The sequence below is a fragment of the Buttiauxella brennerae ATCC 51605 genome (genome assembly GCF_001654925.1).
In the GTDB taxonomy this organism is placed as follows: Bacteria; Pseudomonadota; Gammaproteobacteria; order Enterobacterales; family Enterobacteriaceae; genus Buttiauxella; species Buttiauxella brennerae.
This window is the reverse complement of sequence record NZ_LXER01000040.1, coordinates 98,761-119,181: the sequence shown is the minus strand read 5'-3', so window position 1 is coordinate 119,181 and position 20,421 is coordinate 98,761. Positions and strand designations below refer to the sequence as shown.

Sequence of the window (20,421 nt, the reverse complement as noted above, 5' to 3'; positions counted from 1 at the left end):
GTGTAACTTCACACCAGGTGTTGGGGCAAATTACATCATGCCGCCCATGCCACCCATACCACCCATACCTGCGCCGCCTAAGTCAGGGCCGTCAGATTTAGGCATATCGGTAATCATGCACTCAGTGGTGATCATCAGGCCAGCCACAGAAGCTGCGTACTGCAGAGCAGAACGAGTCACTTTGGTTGGATCCAGGATACCCATGTCGATCATGTTGCCGTATTCTTCAGTTGCTGCGTTGTAACCGTAGTTACCGTCGCCCGCTTTCACGTTGTTAGCAACAACAGATGGCTCTTCGCCGCAGTTCAGAACGATTTGACGCAGTGGGGATTCCATTGCACGCAGTGCAACTTTGATACCCACGTTCTGGTCTTCGTTCTGGCCACGCAGTTCAGACAGTTTAGACGCTACGCGAATCAGCGCAACACCACCACCGGCAACCACACCTTCTTCAACCGCAGCACGGGTAGCGTGCAGGGCATCTTCAACGCGTGCTTTCTTCTCTTTCATTTCAACTTCGGTAGCAGCACCGACTTTGATTACTGCAACGCCGCCAGCCAGTTTAGCTACGCGTTCTTGCAGTTTTTCACGGTCGTAATCAGAAGTTGCTTCTTCAATTTGCTTACGAATCTGAGTCACACGACCCTGGATCGCGTCTTCTTCACCATTACCATCGATGATAGTCGTGGTGTCTTTGTTGATAACGATACGTTTAGCAGTACCCAGATCTTCCAGAGTCGCTTTTTCCAGCTCCATACCGATCTCTTCAGAGATTACGGTACCGCCAGTCAGAGTTGCGATGTCTTGCAGCATTGCTTTACGACGGTCGCCAAAGCCAGGTGCTTTAACAGCAGCAACTTTCACGATGCCACGCATGGTGTTAACCACCAGGGTCGCCAGCGCTTCGCCTTCAACATCTTCAGCAATGATCAGCAGTGGTTTGCCTGCTTTCGCAACGGCTTCCAGAACTGGCAGCATTTCACGGATGTTGGAGATTTTTTTGTCAGCCAGCAGGATGAACGGGCTTTCCAGTTCGATAGAACCGGTTTCAGGCTTGTTGATGAAGTACGGAGACAGGTAGCCACGGTCAAACTGCATACCTTCTACCACGTCCAGCTCGTCTTGCAGGCCAGTGCCTTCTTCAACGGTGATAACGCCTTCTTTACCCACTTTCTCCATTGCTTCAGCAATCAGAGTACCAACAGTTTCGTCGGAGTTAGCAGAGATGGTACCAACCTGAGCGATTGCTTTAGAGTCAGAGCAAGGAACAGACAGTGCTTTCAGCTCTTCAACAGCGGCGATAACAGCTTTATCGATACCGCGTTTCAGGTCCATTGGGTTCATGCCCGCAGCAACAGCTTTCAGGCCTTCAGTGATGATGGACTGAGCCAGCACGGTTGCAGTGGTAGTACCGTCGCCCGCAGCGTCATTCGCTTTAGAGGCAACTTCTTTAACCATCTGCGCACCCATGTTTTCGAACTTGTCTTCCAGTTCAATTTCACGCGCGACAGAAACACCATCTTTAGTGATAGTCGGTGCACCGAAAGATTTATCCAGAACAACGTTACGGCCTTTAGGACCGAGGGTAACTTTCACTGCATCTGCCAGTACGTTAACGCCACGCAGCATTTTCACACGAGCGTCATTACCGAATTTTACGTCTTTAGCTGCCATTCTTAACTTTCCTTAAATTCGTTTATGTTCGTTCAGTTTTTGCGCGGATTACGCTTCAACAATTGCCAGGATGTCGCTTTCTGCCATGATCAACACTTCTTCATTGTCGATCTTCTCAGATTTCACGCCGTAGCCATCGTTGAAAATGACGATATCGCCAACTTTAACGTCCAGCGGTTGTACGTTACCGTTTTCCAGGATGCGGCCTTTACCGACAGCGATGATTTCGCCACGAGTTGATTTACCAGCTGCGCTGCCGGTCAGAACGATGCCGCCCGCAGATTTAGATTCAACTTCTTTACGTTTGACGATAACGCGGTCATGTAATGGACGAATGCTCATGCGATAGCTCTCCTTTGAGAAAGTCAGTATCAATTGTTTGGGTAACGCCGGCCCAAATGGGTTATCGGCTGGTGACCTGAGAGATGGGGATGAGCCTTCCCCCCTTCAAGGGGGGAAAACAAAAAAATTTAGATTTTTAACGATTGTGACGATCGTCGCTATCACGATCGTCGAGCTGTTTCGGTGCATCATCTTTACGCTGATACTCACCGTCGAACGTTGTGCCACCGCCAGTTCCCGCGCTAAAACCACCGCCCGGAGTCCGTGAAAAACGCAAATGCGGCATCAGTTTTAACGTCAGGTGCTTCTGCACTGGTGGCAGTAACAACAACAAACCGAGGAAGTCGGTGAAGAAACCAGGTAACAACAGCAGCAAACCAGAGATGATCAGCGAAACGCTTTTAATCATCTCAGCGGCCGGGCTTTCACCCGCAGCCATTTTCTGCTGCATCAGCATAAAGTTTTTAAAGCCCTGATTGCGAACCAGAGACATACCTATAACTGAGGTAAATATCACCAGCACCAGCGTCAGGAAAACTCCCATAACGTGAGCAACCTGAATGAACAATGAGATCTCTATGTAAACATAAAGAAAAACGGCAATTAACGGTATCCAGCGCACCGTACACTCCTGTAGTTGGAAAAGCCTGTAGCGGAACCAGAGCAATTGTAGCAAGCGCCATCAAGCACTTGCGAAAATAGGTTAGCAATTATGCACAGTCAAAGAGATGGCGACGCTATAGCCAAAAATCAATCTAAGCGCCGTATTATTTTTCTGGAAATTTTCAACAATTGATCGGCATCACATATTAATAATTGTTATGTGAGCTGACGTTTAATAAGTGATCCAGATTACTGCTTTTCGCTATCATCAGCATATCATCACGGCACACAGACCGAATATGGACATAATCGTCGGTCTATTCATCGCACGACCAAAGATCCTGTGCGTGCAGTGATTAATCATTGGCAGCTTTAATTAAGAAGGTTCACATGTTAAATAACATTCGTATCGAAGAAGATTTGTTGGGTACCAGGGAAGTGCCAGCGGATGCCTACTATGGTGTTCATACTCTGAGAGCGATTGAAAACTTCTACATAAGCAACAGCAAAATCAGTGACATACCTGAATTTGTGCGCGGTATGGTCATGGTTAAGAAAGCAGCGGCAATGGCGAACAAGGAGTTGCAAACCATTCCGAAAAGCATCGCAAACACCATTATCCAGGCCTGTGATGAAGTGCTGAATAACGGCAAGTGCATGGACCAATTCCCGGTGGACGTTTACCAGGGCGGTGCCGGTACTTCCGTCAACATGAATACCAACGAAGTGCTCGCCAACATTGGGCTTGAGCTGATGGGCCACCAGAAAGGTGAGTACCAGTTCCTGAACCCGAACGACCACGTTAACAAATGCCAGTCCACTAACGACGCTTACCCAACCGGTTTCCGCATCGCAGTGTACGCCTCTATTGTGAAGCTGATTGATGCTATCAACCAGTTAGGCGACGGCTTCCAACGCAAAGCCGTTGAGTTCGAAAATGTCCTGAAAATGGGCCGTACTCAGCTGCAAGACGCCGTACCCATGACGCTGGGACAGGAATTCCACGCATTCAACGTGCTATTGAATGAAGAAACCCGCAACCTGCTGCGCACCGCTGAACTGCTGCTGGAAGTGAACCTGGGTGCGACCGCAATAGGTACTCGCCTGAACACCCCAGAAGGCTATCAGCAACTGGCAGTGCAGAAACTGGCTGAAGTCAGCAACCTGCCATGCGTTCCAGCTGAAGACCTGATTGAAGCGACTTCCGACTGTGGCGCATACGTCATGGTTCACAGCTCGCTCAAACGCCTGGCAGTGAAAATGTCGAAGATCTGTAACGACCTTCGCCTGCTCTCTTCCGGCCCGCGTTCTGGCCTGAATGAAATCAACCTGCCTGAGCTGCAAGCCGGCTCTTCCATCATGCCAGCCAAAGTCAACCCGGTGATTCCAGAAGTGGTTAACCAGGTGTGCTTTAAAGTCATTGGTAACGACATCACCGTCACCATGGCTTCCGAAGCGGGCCAGTTGCAGTTGAACGTGATGGAACCCGTGATTGGCCAGGCGATGTTCGAGTCGATTCACATCCTGACCAACGCTTGCTACAACCTGCTGGAAAAATGCATCAACGGCATCACTGCTAATAAAGAAGTGTGTGAAAGCTACGTCTACAACTCTATCGGTATCGTGACGTATCTGAACCCGTTCATTGGCCACCACAATGGCGATATCGTTGGCAAGATTTGTGCGGAAACCGGTAAGAGTGTGCGTGAAGTTGTTCTGGAACGCGGGCTGCTTACTGAAGCCGAGCTGGACGATATTTTCTCCATCAACAACCTGATGCACCCGGTCTATAAAGCGAAGCGTTACACCGATGAAAGTGAACAATAGTCCTTTCTGGTAGTCATTAAAAGGCACGTCCATTGGACGTGCCTTTTTCATTTGCGCTTACAACAAAAACACAACAAACAATTATCAATCATCACACACAAGGAAGGAAATCATGTTTGGAGCTGAACTCGTTATCGTGCTTTTAGCGATATACCTCGGTGCCAGGCTCGGCGGCATAGGCATTGGCTTTGCTGGCGGTTTTGGCGTATTAGTTTTAACCCTGATTTTCCAGGTCAAACCGGGCTCAATCCCGTTTGATGTGATTGAAATCATCATGGCCGTTATTGCCGCCATAGCCGCCATGCAGGTCGCGGGCGGAATGGACTACCTCGTCAGCCTCGCAGAAAAACTGCTACGCCGTCATCCCAAATACATCACTTTTCTTGCACCGTTGGTGACCTGGTTTATGACCATTCTGGCGGGAACCGGGCACACCGCCTTTTCCACGCTACCTGTGATTACCGAAGTGGCGAAAGAACAAGGGATTCGCCCATCGCGCCCACTGTCTATTGCTGTTGTCGCCTCGCAAATCGCAATTACTGCTTCACCGATTTCTGCCGCAGTGGTGTTCTTCTCCGGCATTCTTGAGCCAATGGGCATCAGCTACCTGACTTTACTGAGCATCTGTATTCCGGTGACCCTGGTTGCCGTTATGCTGACTGCGATTGTGTGTAACTTCCTTGGCTGCGAACTGAAAGACGATCCGGTTTACCAGGAACGCCTGGCCAAAGGTGAAGTGAAACTGCGCGGCGCCAGCGTGTTTGAACTGAAACCACACGCTAAACGTTCAGTGATGTTATTCCTGATTGGTATCGTCGCGGTCATGTTCTACGCCACCGCCATCAGCGACACCGTTGGCCTGATTCAAAACCCAATTCTGCCGCGTAACGAAGCGATTGTGGTGTTCATGCTGACTATCGCCACGCTGATTTGCATCACCTGTAAAATTGATACGGGCGAAATCCTCAATGCCAGTACTTTTAAATCAGGGATGAGTGCCTGTATCTGTGTGCTGGGTGTGGCATGGCTGGGTGATACCTTCGTCAAAAACCATATTCAGGATATTCAGGTTGTTGCAGGTGATTTACTGAAAAGCTACCCGTGGCTACTCGCTGTGGTGCTGTTCTTTGCTGCTACTTTGCTTTATTCCCAGGCGGCAACCACGAAAGCCCTGATGCCAGCAGCGCTGATGCTGGGTGTTAGCCCACTGACGGCTATCGCCTCTTTTGCAGCCGTATCTGCACTGTTCGTGCTGCCAACCTACCCGACTTTATTGGCGGCTGTGGAAATGGATGACACCGGTTCAACGCGTATTGGTAAGTACGTGTTTAACCACGCATTCCTGATTCCTGGCGTGATCGCAATTTCGTTGTGCGTAATCCTCGGCTTTATCGTCGGCGGCATGGTTCTGTAAAACGGTTCTGTAAATGTTTTAAAACACGGGTCGCACTGCGGCCCGTTTAACGCCTCCTCTCACTCCCCCATGCTATAGTCAACCGCGAATCCACCAGATACGAGGTTAGCTATGCCGACTACCCAGGCTGTTGTCATCCTTTGTACTGCCCCAGATGAAGCAACCGCTCAGGAACTTGCCGCCCTTGTGCTGGCTGAAAAACTGGCGGCCTGCGTGACCCTTTTACCCGGTGCGACATCGCTCTATTACTGGGAAGGAAAAATGGAACAGGAGTATGAGGTGCAGATGCTGCTCAAAAGCGACATCGAGCATCAGGAGGCGCTGTTGGCTTGCCTGAAATCGCATCACCCGTATCAAACCCCTGAATTACTGGTTCTGCCAGTTACCCACGGAGATAGTGAATACCTCTCATGGCTCTACGCATCTTTGCGCTAATTTTAGCGCTATTCAGTTCACATGCTTTTGCAGGTCTTTTCGACAACCAAAGCAAATCTCAGTTTGTGCCGGTCGATCAGGCTTTTACGTTCGATTTCCAGCAATCTGGCCAGCAGCTCAACCTGAGCTGGCAGATAAAACCTGGCTACTACCTTTATCGCCAACAGATCAAAGTGACGCCCGCGCAGGCCGAACTCGCCCCGCTTGAGTTACCGAAAGGTTCCTGGCATGAAGACGAGTTCTACGGCAAGACCGAGATCTACACCGAGCGGCTTAATCTGCCCGTCAATATCCATAACGCGGCCAAAGGTGCGACGGTCAGCGTGACGTATCAGGGTTGCGCCGAGGCGGGGTTCTGTTATCCGCCTGAAACGCGTGTGGTGCCGCTAAGTGAAGTGGTGGCTGAGGCGAGTGGCCCTCATCCTCTCCCCCAGGATAGGGGACAAACCAGTGCCGACTCGCCTTCCACCCTCTCCCCTACGCCTACCGCGGAACCGCCTTCCTCCCTCTCCCCTGGGGAGAGGGCCGGGGTGAGGGGTACAGGTACAGACACACAACTGCCCTTCTCCGCACTCTGGGCATTCTTAATCGGCATCGGCATCGCCTTCACGCCTTGCGTGCTGCCGATGTACCCGCTTATCTCTGGCATCGTGCTCGGCGGGAAACAGCGCTTATCCACTACTCGCGCCCTGCTACTGACCTTTGTCTACGTACAAGGGATGGCGCTAACCTACACCGCGCTGGGCCTTGTGGTTGCGGCAGCCGGCCTACAATTCCAGGCAGCGCTCCAGCACCCTTACGTGCTTATCGGCCTGTCAGCACTGTTTGTACTGCTCGCGGCATCCATGTTTGGGTTATTCACCCTGCAACTCCCGTCATCACTGCAAACGCGTCTGACGCTGATGAGCAACCGCCAGCAAGGGGGGTCCGCCGGTGGCGTGTTCGCGATGGGCGCATTAGCCGGGCTGATTTGCTCGCCGTGCACCACCGCACCACTGAGCGCCATTTTGCTGTATATCGCCCAGAGCGGGAACATGTGGCTGGGCGGCGGCACGCTGTATCTTTACGCCCTGGGCATGGGCCTGCCGCTGATGCTCATCACCGTATTCGGCAATCGCCTGCTACCAAAAAGTGGCCCGTGGATGGAAACTGTCAAAACCGCATTTGGTTTTGTGATCCTCGCACTGCCAGTTTTCCTGCTGGAACGCATACTGGGAGATAACTGGGGTATCCGGTTATGGGGTTTGCTTGGCGTGGCGTTCTTCGGCTGGGCATTTATCACCAGCTTGCAAGCGACGAAATCGTGGATGCGCGTGGTGCAGATCATTCTGCTGGGTGCCGCGCTGGTTTGTGCTCGCCCGCTGCAAGACTGGGCGTTTGGTACCACCGTTACGGCAAGCCAGGCGCATCTCAACTTCACGAAGATTGCGAATGTTGAGCATCTCGACGCCGCACTGGCCCGTGCGAAAGGCAAACCGGTGATGCTCGATTTGTACGCCGACTGGTGTGTGGCCTGTAAAGAGTTTGAGAAATACACCTTTAGCGACCCAAAAGTGCAACAACAACTGGCAGATACTGTTTTACTGCAGGCTGATGTTACGGCCAACAACGCGCAAGATGTGGCGCTGTTAAAGCATCTACAGGTCCTGGGGCTGCCTACGATTTTGTTCTTTGATACACAGGGGCGCGAGCAACCAGAAGCTCGCGTAACCGGTTTTATGAATGCTGACACGTTCCATACGCATTTGCAGAAACTAACGCCGTAAACAACACTCATTGTGGGATGTACTCTCAATAATTCAGGTTGTATTGAGGCAACATGAAGTATGACGGGTACAACGGAGGAGATAACCGTGCAACGTGAAACAGTATTAGAGCACGCCTTACACGTCCTTGAGCGTGAAGGAATTGCCAGCACTACCCTGGATATGGTCGCCGCAGAGGCAGACTATCCGGTAAAAGAGATAAGCAACTTTTGGCCTAACAGCGAAGCCCTGCTCTACGACGCTCTGCGTTATTTGAGTCAGCAAATTGATGTCTGGCGCCGTCAGCTAGCGCTTAACGAAGAGTTGTCGCTTGAGCAAAAACTGTTGAAGCGCTACGAAGCGTTGACCGAGTGCGTCAACAACCAACGCTATCCGGGATGCCTGTTTATTGCGGCCTGTACCTTCTACCCTGATGCGTCGCACCCGATTCACCAGTTGGCCGATCAGCAGAAAAAAGCCGCGTGGGAATTTACTCATGAAATGCTGATGCAGCTGGAAGTGGACGACCCAACAATGGTGGCTCACCAAATGGAGCTGGTGCTGGAAGGTTGCCTGAGCCGTTTACTGGTGAAACGTAGCCAGGCTGATATCGTCACCGCCCGCCAACTGGCCGAAGACATTCTGCGGTTTGCGCAATGCCGACAGGGTGGCGCATTAACCTGATGAATTACTTTCTCGCCATTATGAATAAAAAGCAGCCAGTTAAACGCATTTAACCGCTTTTTTATGACAAAGCCGTTGACGCCCAACGGCCTTTACGGTTTAATGCGCCCCGTTGCCCGGATAGCTCAGTCGGTAGAGCAGGGGATTGAAAATCCCCGTGTCCTTGGTTCGATTCCGAGTCCGGGCACCACATTTAGAAGAACCCGCCTATGGCGGGTTTTTTGCTATTAGGGATTCGGACTCTCCATCGCACAATTCCTGCACGTAAGTTCAATAATTCGCCGCGTCCCTGCGGCTGCTACTGTTCCGACAATTACCAGTAGTATTTCAGCCCGGCGCTGGCAGAAAGAGCCTGATTATTCGCCGTGCTACTCTGCATTCCGGCAAAAAGCTGCACGCTATTCAAAAGAACGTAATCAATATCTAAACCGTAATCGAAGCTATTTCTGTCAAACTCTGGCGAGTTAAGCGAAATTTCCTGCCCGCTCATATTGGTAGTCAATGACATATCGCTGATATCACGTGAAGCGATTTTGCTGGCCTGCGCCCATGCAGCCAGATGCAGTTCATTGTTCACCATATAATTGAAGCGAGAGCCCAATGCTACGCTTGTCTGGCGCCCTTTCATGCCACTGGCACTCACACCCTGTTGGTTTCCTTCATCAATACTATCGGTATTGGAACGATCGTATTCGACACTGACGTAGGGGGTGATATCGGCTTCATGCGGCAAATGGAATGCGTAGCCTGATTCAAAATACAGACTTGAGCTGCTCATATCCGTATTCGACTTCTGGCTACTTTGCGTGCCATTGCCGATAACCGGACGTTTAATGTCTGCATCACCACGCTGGTAACTTGCCAGACCGTTCAGATAAAACGCGCCATCGTTGAACTGCCCATAAGCGCCAATACCATTCTGGCTCCCATCAAGACTCCCACCGTTTCTATCCAGTTTGGCAGTGATATTATTTTTATTAACGAAGCCACCCAGCAGCAAGGTATTACTCACACGACCATCCATCCCCACAGAGGTGTTATTGGTCGTGCTGCTAACCTGGTTCCAGCCATCAGGTTGGTATTGGTTTTTCATATAATCATGAGAAGTCCATACGCCAGGGGTCGCTTGACCCATGCCATACATGGCACTTAAGCGATTCACGACAGTTTGCGTCAGGCGATTTTGCTCCGCTAACAGCACAGAAGGCAGCTCGGAATAAATGACGCCAGAATGGCTGTCCACAATGCGCTGAACAGCCTCTCCTGAGCCAGTAGATTGTAAGCCCGCGGAATAATCTAATAATTGCTGCTCGTCTAACGTCAGTACTTCACCGTTGTGCTGCTTTAATGCAATGGCATTAGCAGCAGCGAAAATACTGTCTACCGCTTTGGCGCCCGCCGTTGACTGAGAATCTCCATTGCTGACGGCATTTTGTGCAGAGACTTGCTCCACTTCAAGATTGACGTTATCTGATTCATAATTAACCTGCTTAATTGTCAGGAACTTGCTGCCATTTAGCTGGTTAAATTTCCCCTGAACATTCTGTGCATGCAGAATGTCATAAGTTCCATTAACCACATAATTCTGATTAACCAAATTAACCGCGCCATCAAGCGTTGCGTTACCGCTAATATCAAGCTGATTATCAATATAAGCATTAAGTACGCCGTTATGCCCCTGGGAATAGTCACCTTGCACTTTCAGTGAGCCATTAGATAAATCTATCGTCCCATTGTTATAAGTTGTTCTCACCGAACCTGAACCAGTTAACACACCTCCCGGGGCAATATTCACTGAGCCATTATTAATACTGCCACTAACCCATAATGCACCCTGATTTATTGTCGTATTTCCGGTATAGCTATCATTTCCCGCCAATTCCAGAACGCCATTGCCATTTTTAATCAGACCAGCATCACCGGATATATCGTTACTGAAGATATAATGCGAATCAGGAACCTGGGCATTAAAGTCGCCAAAAAGAGAAGAAAATAGCATTGGGCCATGCTCTGCACGCAGAGCATTCAACTCACCCCAACCGTAGCTCGCGTTATAGGGTGTTCCTGGTTGTGAACCATCAGGCAGATAGTTTGCGGTCGTTAATATTGTTTGTTTGACCTGCTTTGCGGTCATCCAGGGATAGGTATGCCATACACTTGCCGCTGCAGCCGTAACTTGCGGTGCTGCGCCAGAAGTACCGTAGAAATAAACGTAACTATTATTATTCTCGCTGAGCAGTGGCCCAACGACATAATCGCCAGCAAGACACCAGGCTGCAGCCCTTCCGCATGCATTACTGCCTTTCAGTACACCGCTTTCGTCATACCCGCTATAGAGCTGCTTATTACCATCGAGACCCACTACCGTGATTAACCCATTTTCGATAGAGCGATCAATCAGCGGGGTCAGGTTTTCTGCGGATGGCTCATTAAGGAAATCATTCCCGGCAGAAAAAACTATCAAACCATTGCTATTAACCAGATATTTTAATACTGATGTAATCGGTGAGTTTTCATCGTAATGATTATAACTCCCCCATGAGGCATTAAATAAATTGACGCCATAATGCTCATGCAGATCCATAATTGCAGCGAGTTGATCATGAATTATTGAATGGCCAAGAGGGTCATCTGTCGTTTTGGCTTCATAAAGCTCAACGTTCTGGTTACCAACATATGTTCCAGCACTTCCTGTACTGGCAAGGATTTGAGAGACATAGCTACCATGTCCAGAAGTATCCATATCAGCCAGTGCCAAAGACGCCGTAATATCCTCGGGAGTAAATTCACCTGAGCCAAGATTTTTTCCCTGGCCGACATAATGCAAAATAAGAGCAACCTTACCTGCTATATTACTGATGTTTTTATTAACACCGGAGTCTAATACACCAACTTTAACTTTATTGCTTTGCCCCGGAGCCGGTATGTCTGGTTTGATAGCCGGAGTGATTAATGGTTTATTTATTGTTTGCGGAGAGCCCGAATCGCTACCACCACCACCCCCGCCACAAGCTGTTAACAACAGGGGAATAAATAGAGCGACACTTTTTAACTTTAATATATTCATTGTCTCAGTAATGTGTATTTTTGGATATTTATCTTGACCTTTGCGTAGGTAATAAACATTACTTAATAGCTGTGTAAAAATCAAACACATTATTAAATAGAAAAACATTCAATGATCAATTAAAAAATATAACAGCGAAATGCAACATTAATATTTCCAGAGAAAATTAATTCAATATCGCATTGAAAATAAATGATTATTGAAAGAGAAAGAAGAGGAAGAAGGGATCGTTAAGTTAATAACTTAAAGGGGACACCAGAATCATGTCTACACATTCGATGTCCCGCCAGGTTGCTTAGTTTTTAAATAACGTACTTGACCCAAACGCTCAATTTTACTTTTGATTAGCCTTAAGCTAACCCCTCACAAAACCAACGTCATAAAACGGCTATTCGGGTCGAGTTGGTAATCGGCAAACGGCTCGCAGTCTACAAAACCATGCTTGAGATAGAGTTGGTAGCAAGGGGTAAAGCCTGGCTGGGTACCGGTTTCTAAGCTAAGGCGCTGTAAGCCGCGTTCGCGGGCAACCTGCACAATGTGCACTAAAAACTGATTTGCCACACCGCGGCGCAAAAACTCGGTCGCGGTGCGCATTGATTTCAGCTCACCGTGTGCATCATCTAACATTTTCAGCGCGCCAATTCCGGCTAATTGCTCCCCTTCCCACGCCGACCAGAACGTCACTGCCGGGTCGCGCAGCTTCTGCACATCGAGTGCATGGCTACTTTCCGGTGGCGATTGTTCCAGCATGCCGGAAATATGGTAAGCCACTAATGTCTGTACCGCGTGATGGGAAAGATCGTCAGTTTTGATGGTGAACATGTTCATTTTCCAGAGGAATTTTTTGAGTTAATTACATATTTGCAACATCAAAGCGAACTTGCGAGAGATCGTCCAATAACGTTTTCTTATGAACTCATTTCTTCATTTGCTGTAGCTGTATCTGGTCGGCATATTTGGCCTGCTCAGCCAGCGCTGAAAACTGCGCTGGCAGGTAAAATGTCTCGGGCACTTTGAGGCCGCGCATGTCGCTGCCCGTGTGGATTTGCAGTTCACCAAGCTGGCTTATCGTCACGCCCGCCACGGTTGCAGGCATCACCAGGAAGTAAGGTTTTGCGCTTTCAAATGGCACCGGGGTCGGGTAGCGGTTTTCGCTCAAATCATAGTTACGGTTGAGCACCAGGAATTTGTCCGGCACCCGGCGTTTACTGTTCCACCAGTCGCCGTCCACTTCGCGGAATTTTCTGGCGGTTTCCGCCTCGCTGACCGCGCCAAGCCGCACCAGAGCGTTGTGCAGCCCCTTGTCTATCGCCGCATCGTAAGATTCAATCGACCCTGCGTGCCCCTGTAAAATGGCGTTTATCGCAAGCCTTGCACCCAATAAATTGGAGTAGAGATCCTCTGGCGAAAAAGCCGAGATCTCTTCAGAAAACCCTGGAACTGACTGGAAGCCGTACCACTGCGCAATTTCATGCCATTGCGCCAACTGGAATGCGAGATGCCCCGCAAGCCAGGCAGCAATCGAATAACGTTCCGGCATTGAAGCGGGTGGAGTGAAGGCATGGAGTTGAACGCGGCGCACACCAAGTTCTTCACTGTAGAACAGCCGCCAGTCCTGGCCGAGTCGGGAATAAATCTGCGAGAAAAGATAGAAGGTGTTATCAGCGGTATCCCGCACGTGGGCAATATCGATAAAGCCGCCGCGGCGGGTATAAATCAGGCCGCTTTTCTCCTCGCTCAGACCCACGATATTCTTCACCGCACCTAATGCGCTGTCGTTGTAGCGGTGATTGCCAAGCGTCGCGAGCGTCAGAATATTGCCAATCTGGTAGACCGGAATCGGCACGCCCACCGCCCGCACTTGCAGGTCGTAGCCAAACGCGCAGCAAGGCCGTAAAGATTCCGGGGCGGTAAGTTCCTGAGCAACCGGCCACACGCGCCGTGCCTGCTCAATAGGCAAAATATCTGCTGCACCAAAACTCAGCGATGAGACGCTAAGCAGTAATGTGAAAATCCATATTCTCATTAAAATGCCTCTGCAACTTGAAAGTAAAATCCGGTGCTCTCTTTGCCAAATCCCAGATCAAGGCGAATATTCATGTCTGGTTTAACCTCAAAGCGGTAGCCCGCACCAATCGTCGGTAACAGCGGGTTATCTGCCAGATGCTGTGGGCCATCGCCCAAAGCACCAGCTCCGACCCACAAAACATAGCCGTGCCGCCAGTTGAGTTTTTTGCGGTATTCCAGTTGAGTGCTGACCACGTCTTTATCGCGATAACGCCCCTGATAATAACCCCGCATTCGATTATCGTCCCCGGCTTGCGACAGGCGATCCCATGGCACATCACCACGCGCAAAACGCCCCCAAAGATCAAATGCCAGTACATCCTGATCGTTTAGCGGGAGGTAATAGTTATATTGCAGCTGCAAAACGGTGAAGTGACTATCCGAGCCAAGGGCGGGATCGAAAAGGCTGTATTCGGCACTGAAAAATTGCCCATGCCGCGGGCGAGTTATCACGTCCCGCGAGTCGTAGTTGATGGTCGCCGTCGCGCCTGAACTCAGTGAGTTTCCTTCCACGTTATAGCGGGAAAAGTTATCACCGGGGTGCGGGTCATCAATATTTTCAGCATCATAGGTTGAAAAGTCCCAACCCAAACCAGCATAAAGATTATCAACTATTTGGCGCATAATCTGCGGGTGAAGGCTAAAAGATTGCTGCGTGTATTTTTGTTCGTTGCCTTGTGCTGCGTCGTAGCCTATCCCCCAAAAACCAGTGGGGATTTTGGCCAGTGATCCATCGACAAACAGCCGCCATTCATCGCCGTTGAAAAACGTGTAGTTCTTCATGCCGACCCCCAGCGCACCGCTGGTACTGACAAAACCAGTAAATGACACCGAAGAGTTTTGTGTCACACGATCGTTAGGATCAACGCGATAAACGCCCGCGATGGCAGTCCCGAGGCCAAGTTTCAGTTCCGGGGTATAAAACGGTCCTGGCAGCACGCTCCAGTTAATGCCTTTGCTCGAGTCATATTGATTATCCGCCCCCAGTTTCCCCAGAAAGCCATCAATCTCGTCGCGAGTCATGGCATCCGTTGTCACCGGAGCCATCATAAGGCTAAGCAAACCCAAAAATAGCGCGCCAGGTTTATTCATCAGAATCGATATTCACCCGCAAAGAAGAAGCTATTACGCTCGTTAAAGCCTATTTCGGTTAGTACGTTAAAGTTCTGCGTAATCTCATATTGCGCACCAATTAAGGTATTCCACGGTGAAGTGAGATGCTGCTTAACGTCAAAGCGCCCTTGATCATCCTGGTTCACCGAATTAATCAGCGGCTGGAGTTCGGCTGGAATATGCAGGTCAGAAAGGTTGCCTTTGAACTCCTGCTGCACATCCTGGTACATCGCGCCTACCCAAATACTTAAATGCGATGGCCCGGAAATTTGCGGCATATCGAAGCGATACCCGACGCGGGGCGATACCGTCAGGGCCGAAATTTTGCCATCCAGAATATCGAAATCCGTTTGCGTGTAGTTGGTGTCCAGCAACGTAAACCAGTTTTTGTAGCCGCCCGCGAGAGTGATCCCGGTGCCGTAGGTCATGCCTTCAAAATCGAGTGTGAAATCAATATTCTGCAAGTCACCGCTTTGGTTAAGGCGATGCACCGACGAGGCGATAATCCGGTCGACACCGGTATAGCGCGATGGATCAGCATCAACCGACACATTCGAAACCGACGATCCTTTGGTGTATCCCACCAGCCCGTAAATATTCAAAAATGGAAACACCCACATATCGAGGCGCAGGTTTTCGCTCTTGCTGCGCTCACGCGTATGGCCGACATCAATCGCAAACATGTCGCTGGGTATCGGGTGCGAGCCCAGTTTCAGCCCCGAGAAGGTAATGCTGTCGACATCAACATTTTGGCGCATATTCATATAGCTGAGATTGACGCCGAACGGCAGCGGTATCGAGTATCCGCGTGCGCGTGCTTCATCGCCCCAGATGGGAAACGTGCTGCTCTCGGCAGCCGTATCTGTGGTTGCAGCCATCGCCGTACCGGATAAAAACAGTAACGGCAGGGCCATCACCCGGCATTGTTGCACACCCCTTTCCATTATTTTCATTGCGTTCTCTTTGATGTCTGCCTGCGTTTTCAGTAAGACGGAAAAGTCCTTTTACAGCCCCGCCCCCACGTTGAAATAGACCGCTTGTTCACTGTCGCTAAACGCGACATCTATCCCGGTATGCAGACCAAACTGGCGCGCAATCAGGTAACGGAAACCGCCACCCCACGCCACTTCGGTGCTTTGGTAAAGGTCGTCAGCCTCTTTGCTGGCACTTCCCGCTCCGACAAAACCTTGCAACACCCAGCGCGGCGTCATTTGCCACTCCAGCTGAGTTTGCACGGTGCTGACATAATCCCCTTGATAGCGAAATTGCGAGATGCCTCGCAACTTAATGTATGGCCGCGCCATGGGCGTCAGATGCTGGTCATGGTTTGAAAGTGACTGATAATTCCCGGCCAGCACCAGCGTGAAATCGGTGCCGAGCGGTTGGAAGTATTTGCCGTCGAGCGTCAGCATATCGTAGCGATAATCACCGCCGAGGAAGCTGGTATAAAACTGGTATTCCCCCGTGACAGATAGCCCATTGTGCGGATAAAAAAAGTTATCGGTGGTGTCATATTCCATGATCACCCCAAGCGCTGAAGAAGCACTTTCCTCACCCAAAACATGCTGCAATGCGCGGCTAATGACCGGGTTATCCGCAGAAATTTTGGTATCTGCATAAAACTGTGAGCCACCGATAAAGAACGGCGTATCGGCTACGCGGAACAGCAATTTTTGCATACCGCCGTAGCCTTTGGTTTGCGTACTAATGCCCTTTCCACGATCAAACGCTGCAATGTCACCAGAATAAATATCAAGATTTACATCGGCATAACCGAGTGCCACCAGATAACGAATGCTGTCATTGTTCCAGGTATGGCGATGGCCACCGCCGACAAACCAGGTACCGTTTTGTGTGGCACCACCACCCAAAGCCGTCACGGCGGGTGGGATAGTTTTTCCACCCGGATGATTTTTCCCGGCTTCACTGTCTGCGGTGTCATGCAAGAAAAGACCAAACAGGCCGCCGCCGTAACCTATCGCAGGTTCAGTAATGACTACCGGAACCGGCAAAAAGCCGTAACGGTTTTCACTGAGGTATTCGCTCATATCAAGCATGCCGTCCGAATCATCGAACAGCCCGCTGGCGCTGGCGACCCATGGCTGTGATAACCCCAGGCTACAAAGAAGTGCCAGCCAATAGCCAGGCCGTTTCACAATGGCTTCTCTGGCTGAGCAGCCGGTGCGGCAAACCAGTTTTCCGGCGTCACCATCACGGCGCCTTCCGGTTGGTTCACGAAGTTCGGCGACATGATCTGTACGTTAAATTCGTTGAACACATCCTGAATATGGCTGTGCAATTCGCTTTTCACGCCGGCCAGCGATTCGCCAGGCCGCAATCTGACCTGCAACTCGTAAGCGATGTACCAGTCCATCAGATTGAGCTGGCGCACCAGAGGGGGCGTATTCGGCTCAATGCCCTGTGTACGCTTAGCCGCCAGCTCCAGCATCGCGTGGACTTGCCGCCACGGGGTGTCATAGCCGATGGTGACGCTGGTTGTCAGGTTGACGCCGCCGCCTGGGTTCTGTGCGCTCAGGTTGGTGATTTTGCCGCTGACCACCACGGCGTTAGGCACAGTGACGATGTAGTTTTCACGGGTGAGGATTTTGGTTGCGAGCATACCGACTTCGTTCACCAGCCCTTCGTTGTCGCCAATACGAATCACATCCCCTTTGCGCAGTGCGCGGGAATAAGTCAGCACCAGCCCGCTCATCGCGTGGTTCATCACCCCCGCCGAGCCAAGCGTTAACATCAAACCGAAGAACACGCTAATGCCCTTAAACGCAACCGAGTTAGCTCCCGGCAGGAACGGGTAAGCCGCAGAAAGCGCAAATAACCAGACCATCACGGAGATGAGTTTACGCGTCGCCCCCACCGTTTCAGGGTGCAGACCCGGCACCATCATTTTTCGGGCCTCAACGCGGGTGAGCAGAATTTTCAGCAGCTTGAGAATAAATGCGGTGATTAAAAAGATAATCAGCACAATCAATAAACCGGGGAAAGCAGAAACAATTGATAACGCAATTTTCTGGGCAACATTAATCGACCAGTCACCGAGCGATTCGCCCCACACCCGCGTCCACGGGAATAAACGGAAGATCCAGCTTAGCCAGACATAAAACGCTGCAATGCCCAAAAGGACCATCAACAAGCCGTAGAGATAACTTTCAATGGCACCCAAAAATTCGCGCCATTTCGCAGGAATCAGCCCTTTCTTGCGGCTGACTCTGGCATCGAAATATTGCTTCACCTTTTTCCAGGATTTGAACGCGCCATAAAACAGCAGCCCCAACGCGAGCGTACCAGCCAGAGTTTTTACCGCGGCGGTGGCAAGATATGACGAGGAGTACTGATCTTTTAATGAATTGCGTTGTTCATCAAAGCGGGCCAGCACGCGTTGCGCAGCCTGATCAAGTGTCAGGTCATCACCCTCATCTAAATCACCTTCGGTCAGTAGCATCAACACTTTACCGTTGAGGGTGAATAAGCGGCCGTGTTGGTTATAGCGTGTGATGGCCGTGACTTGCACCGGTTGGCGAATGTCGTCTTCATTCAGGGAGCGCAGAGTCTGGCGAATGCGCAGCACGCGCTCTTCGGGCGTGGTGAGGCCAAACTTTGCCTGCAACATGACAATGGGATGGTGAAAAATATAAACCGTGCGTGCTTTGTCCTGTTCGGAAGGAAGTTGCCTTGGCTCAGCGGCTTGCAGCCCACAAGCGGTCGTCAGAGATATCCATGCAAGAAGGAACAGCAACGACCTAATCATAATTTTCACCCAGGAAGAATAAATTTTGTTTTATTTTTCAATCACACGAAGAAATTCAATTCCGACAACTTTCTGATTTGAGCATAGACCAGCATCAAGCATATTCAAGAAAAGTGGAGTGATGTTAAAGGGTTGGCAGGTACGGGTTTGAAAGGTGGCATAGCCCGTTCGGGCACGGTATCATTTAATAAACTTATTAAAGGAGCGCTATTCGTGGACATTAATCACAGCACTGGCGAAAACGTCATTACCAGCACCAAAGGCTATATGTGGTTTTTGTCTCTGAATATAATATATTGTTTCTGGCTATTATTACGCAGCGCCGATCGCAGTGATATTGATACGCTGCCGCTGGCATTACAATTACTGTGTGGCGGCATCATTACCCTATCCGTCATCAATCTTATTATCACGCTAAAAATAAAGAAGAATATTAATGATGGTTTCTATCACAGGGTACTTCCTTATGTGGTATTAACCTTTGGAATATTGTGGTCAATTTTGTTTTTAAATTTCACGTTTTATTACCAAAACCCGCTGATGACGCTGATGCTGACCGTGTCGGTATTATTACCGGCGACGATCACCTTCTACATTTCAGGGCGGCTGTTGCTGCTGTTCTCAGTCCCGCTAATTTTATCGTGGATGTATGTCGAATTCTTCGTTCTGGAAAAATTCAGCGTGGCGCAGTTTTGCGGCGTCATCATCATGCTGTTGGTTATCTATTCTGCACGTTACATTCTGCTTGAGTGGTATCAGCGTGTTCAGCGCAGCGAATATGAAAAAAACCTGCTGATAAAAAAGCTGGTACAGCAAGCGCATTACGATGCATTGACCGGGTTATTTAACCGCCTGAGCCTGACACGTTTTTTTGAAGAGTGCGTCAATGACCTGGCTGGAAACAAGAAAAAGCTGTTTATGATTGTTATGGATATCGATTATTTCAAACAGTACAACGACATTTATGGCCATGTTGCCGGGGACAAATGCCTGATCAAAGTTTCCCACTGCATCGAACAATCTCTGCGTAAAGAAACCGACAGCGCATTTCGTTTTGGGGGTGAAGAGTTTGTTGTTTTGACCGTGTGCGACAGCATTTCGCAGGCCAAAGCCATCAGCCAGAGGATCCAGCAAAACATTGCCCACGCCAATATCAGCCATAAAGGGTCGGCTATCTCATCAACGCTGACGATAAGCCAGGGTATTGCGCAATGGCACGAAGGAATGACGCTGGAAGCATTGGTCGAACAGGCTGACAAAGAGCTTTATAACGCCAAGAAAAGTGGCCGCAACCGCGTGTGTTATTAAAGCGGGGGGATGGGGATTCACGGCTAAGCATTGACGCCGGGAAAACTGCTCCGGCAACCCATGCTGCAAATCAGCAACCGCAGAAACGAAAAAACCCGCCGAAGCGGGTTTTAAAATTTTTAGAGCTTAGTTAACGCTAACCTTACAGGCTAGTTACGTTACCAGCTGCTGGGCCTTTAGCGCCGTTCTCGATGGTGAAGGAAACTTTCTGGCCTTCATCAAGAGATTTGTAACCTTCGTTCTGGATTGCAGAGAAGTGTACAAACAGGTCTTTAGAACCGTCATCAGGAGTGATGAAGCCGAAACCTTTATCAGCGTTGAACCATTTTACCAGACCAGTCATTTTGTTAGACATGTGTATTACCTTTTGAATTAA

At 49.9% G+C, this 20,421-nt stretch carries 17 protein-coding genes and 1 tRNA gene; 7 read left to right on the top strand and 11 right to left on the bottom strand.

Features of this window, described 5'->3' with window-relative positions:
• Nucleotides 1-30: 30 nt before the first annotated feature.
• From groL to M975_RS20925, 3 genes are all read right to left on the bottom strand, one after another.
• The gene (groL, locus tag M975_RS20935; protein WP_064515601.1) at nt 31-1,674 is read right to left on the bottom strand and encodes a chaperonin GroEL; all 1,644 of its coding nucleotides are present in this window, start codon (nt 1,672-1,674) and stop codon (nt 31-33) included.
• Between the two features lie 48 nt (nt 1,675-1,722).
• Entirely contained in the window at nt 1,723-2,016 is a 294-nt protein-coding gene (locus M975_RS20930; protein WP_034461121.1) for a co-chaperone GroES, read from the bottom strand.
• Nucleotides 2,017-2,152: 136 nt separating this feature from the next.
• Nucleotides 2,153-2,638 (bottom strand): FxsA family protein, encoded by a 486-nt coding sequence (locus M975_RS20925; protein ID WP_064561798.1) that lies wholly within the window; start codon nt 2,636-2,638, stop codon nt 2,153-2,155.
• A gap of 371 nt (nt 2,639-3,009) precedes the next feature.
• Here M975_RS20925 and aspA point away from each other — a divergent pair, with 371 nt between their 5' ends.
• The 6 genes from aspA to M975_RS20895 all read left to right on the top strand — a co-directional run bounded on the left by aspA (nt 3,010) and on the right by M975_RS20895 (nt 8,914).
• A complete protein-coding gene (gene aspA / locus M975_RS20920) occupies nt 3,010-4,446 on the top strand; it encodes an aspartate ammonia-lyase (protein WP_064561797.1) in 1,437 nt (478 codons plus the stop codon).
• 112 nt (nt 4,447-4,558) lie between these two features.
• A complete protein-coding gene (locus tag M975_RS20915) occupies nt 4,559-5,860 on the top strand; it encodes an anaerobic C4-dicarboxylate transporter (protein ID WP_064561796.1) in 1,302 nt (433 codons plus the stop codon).
• A 111-nt stretch (nt 5,861-5,971) separates the two neighbouring features.
• On the top strand, nt 5,972-6,295 hold the full coding sequence (cutA, locus tag M975_RS20910; protein WP_034461116.1) for a divalent cation tolerance protein CutA: 324 nt from the start codon (nt 5,972-5,974) through the stop codon (nt 6,293-6,295).
• Nucleotides 6,271-8,061 carry a protein-disulfide reductase DsbD gene (locus M975_RS20905; protein WP_064561795.1) on the top strand — a complete coding sequence of 597 codons (1,791 nt, stop codon included), beginning with the start codon at nt 6,271-6,273 and terminating at the stop codon, nt 8,059-8,061. The genes cutA and M975_RS20905 overlap by 25 nt, the downstream gene beginning before the upstream one ends.
• An 87-nt stretch (nt 8,062-8,148) precedes the next feature.
• Nucleotides 8,149-8,724: a transcriptional regulator gene (locus tag M975_RS20900; RefSeq protein WP_064561794.1), complete on the top strand. Its 576-nt coding sequence runs from the start codon at nt 8,149-8,151 to the stop codon at nt 8,722-8,724.
• Nucleotides 8,725-8,838: 114 nt separating this feature from the next.
• Nucleotides 8,839-8,914 (top strand) — tRNA-Phe (locus M975_RS20895).
• Between the two features lie 123 nt (nt 8,915-9,037).
• Here M975_RS20895 and M975_RS20890 read toward each other — a convergent pair.
• The 7 genes from M975_RS20890 to M975_RS20860 all read right to left on the bottom strand — a co-directional run bounded on the left by M975_RS20890 (nt 9,038) and on the right by M975_RS20860 (nt 18,737).
• Entirely contained in the window at nt 9,038-11,899 is a 2,862-nt protein-coding gene (locus tag M975_RS20890; RefSeq protein ID WP_064561793.1) for an autotransporter domain-containing protein, read from the bottom strand.
• Nucleotides 11,900-12,154: 255 nt separating this feature from the next.
• On the bottom strand, nt 12,155-12,613 hold the full coding sequence (locus M975_RS20885; RefSeq protein WP_064561792.1) for a GNAT family N-acetyltransferase: 459 nt from the start codon (nt 12,611-12,613) through the stop codon (nt 12,155-12,157).
• A 94-nt stretch (nt 12,614-12,707) separates the two neighbouring features.
• Nucleotides 12,708-13,817 (bottom strand): DUF4056 domain-containing protein, encoded by a 1,110-nt coding sequence (locus M975_RS20880; RefSeq protein WP_064561791.1) that lies wholly within the window; start codon nt 13,815-13,817, stop codon nt 12,708-12,710.
• Nucleotides 13,817-14,950 carry a BamA/TamA family outer membrane protein gene (locus tag M975_RS20875; RefSeq protein ID WP_064561790.1) on the bottom strand — a complete coding sequence of 378 codons (1,134 nt, stop codon included), beginning with the start codon at nt 14,948-14,950 and terminating at the stop codon, nt 13,817-13,819. Before M975_RS20875 ends, M975_RS20880 begins: the two co-directional genes overlap by 1 nt.
• A complete protein-coding gene (locus M975_RS20870) occupies nt 14,950-15,849 on the bottom strand; it encodes a porin family protein (RefSeq protein ID WP_245164519.1) in 900 nt (299 codons plus the stop codon). Before M975_RS20870 ends, M975_RS20875 begins: the two co-directional genes overlap by 1 nt.
• A gap of 126 nt (nt 15,850-15,975) precedes the next feature.
• A complete protein-coding gene (locus tag M975_RS20865) occupies nt 15,976-17,127 on the bottom strand; it encodes a BamA/TamA family outer membrane protein (RefSeq protein ID WP_064561788.1) in 1,152 nt (383 codons plus the stop codon).
• Nucleotides 17,124-18,737, bottom strand: a complete 1,614-nt coding sequence (locus M975_RS20860; RefSeq protein WP_064561787.1) for a mechanosensitive ion channel family protein — start codon at nt 18,735-18,737, stop codon at nt 17,124-17,126. The genes M975_RS20865 and M975_RS20860 overlap by 4 nt, the downstream gene beginning before the upstream one ends.
• 213 nt (nt 18,738-18,950) lie before the next feature.
• Between M975_RS20860 and M975_RS20855 the strand changes: the two genes are divergently transcribed.
• The gene (locus M975_RS20855) at nt 18,951-20,045 is read left to right on the top strand and encodes a GGDEF domain-containing protein (protein WP_083967924.1); all 1,095 of its coding nucleotides are present in this window, start codon (nt 18,951-18,953) and stop codon (nt 20,043-20,045) included.
• Between the two features lie 142 nt (nt 20,046-20,187).
• Here M975_RS20855 and cspE read toward each other — a convergent pair whose 3' ends face one another.
• Nucleotides 20,188-20,400 carry a transcription antiterminator/RNA stability regulator CspE gene (cspE, locus tag M975_RS20850; RefSeq protein ID WP_064540929.1) on the bottom strand — a complete coding sequence of 71 codons (213 nt, stop codon included), beginning with the start codon at nt 20,398-20,400 and terminating at the stop codon, nt 20,188-20,190.
• Nucleotides 20,401-20,421 lie beyond the last annotated feature (21 nt).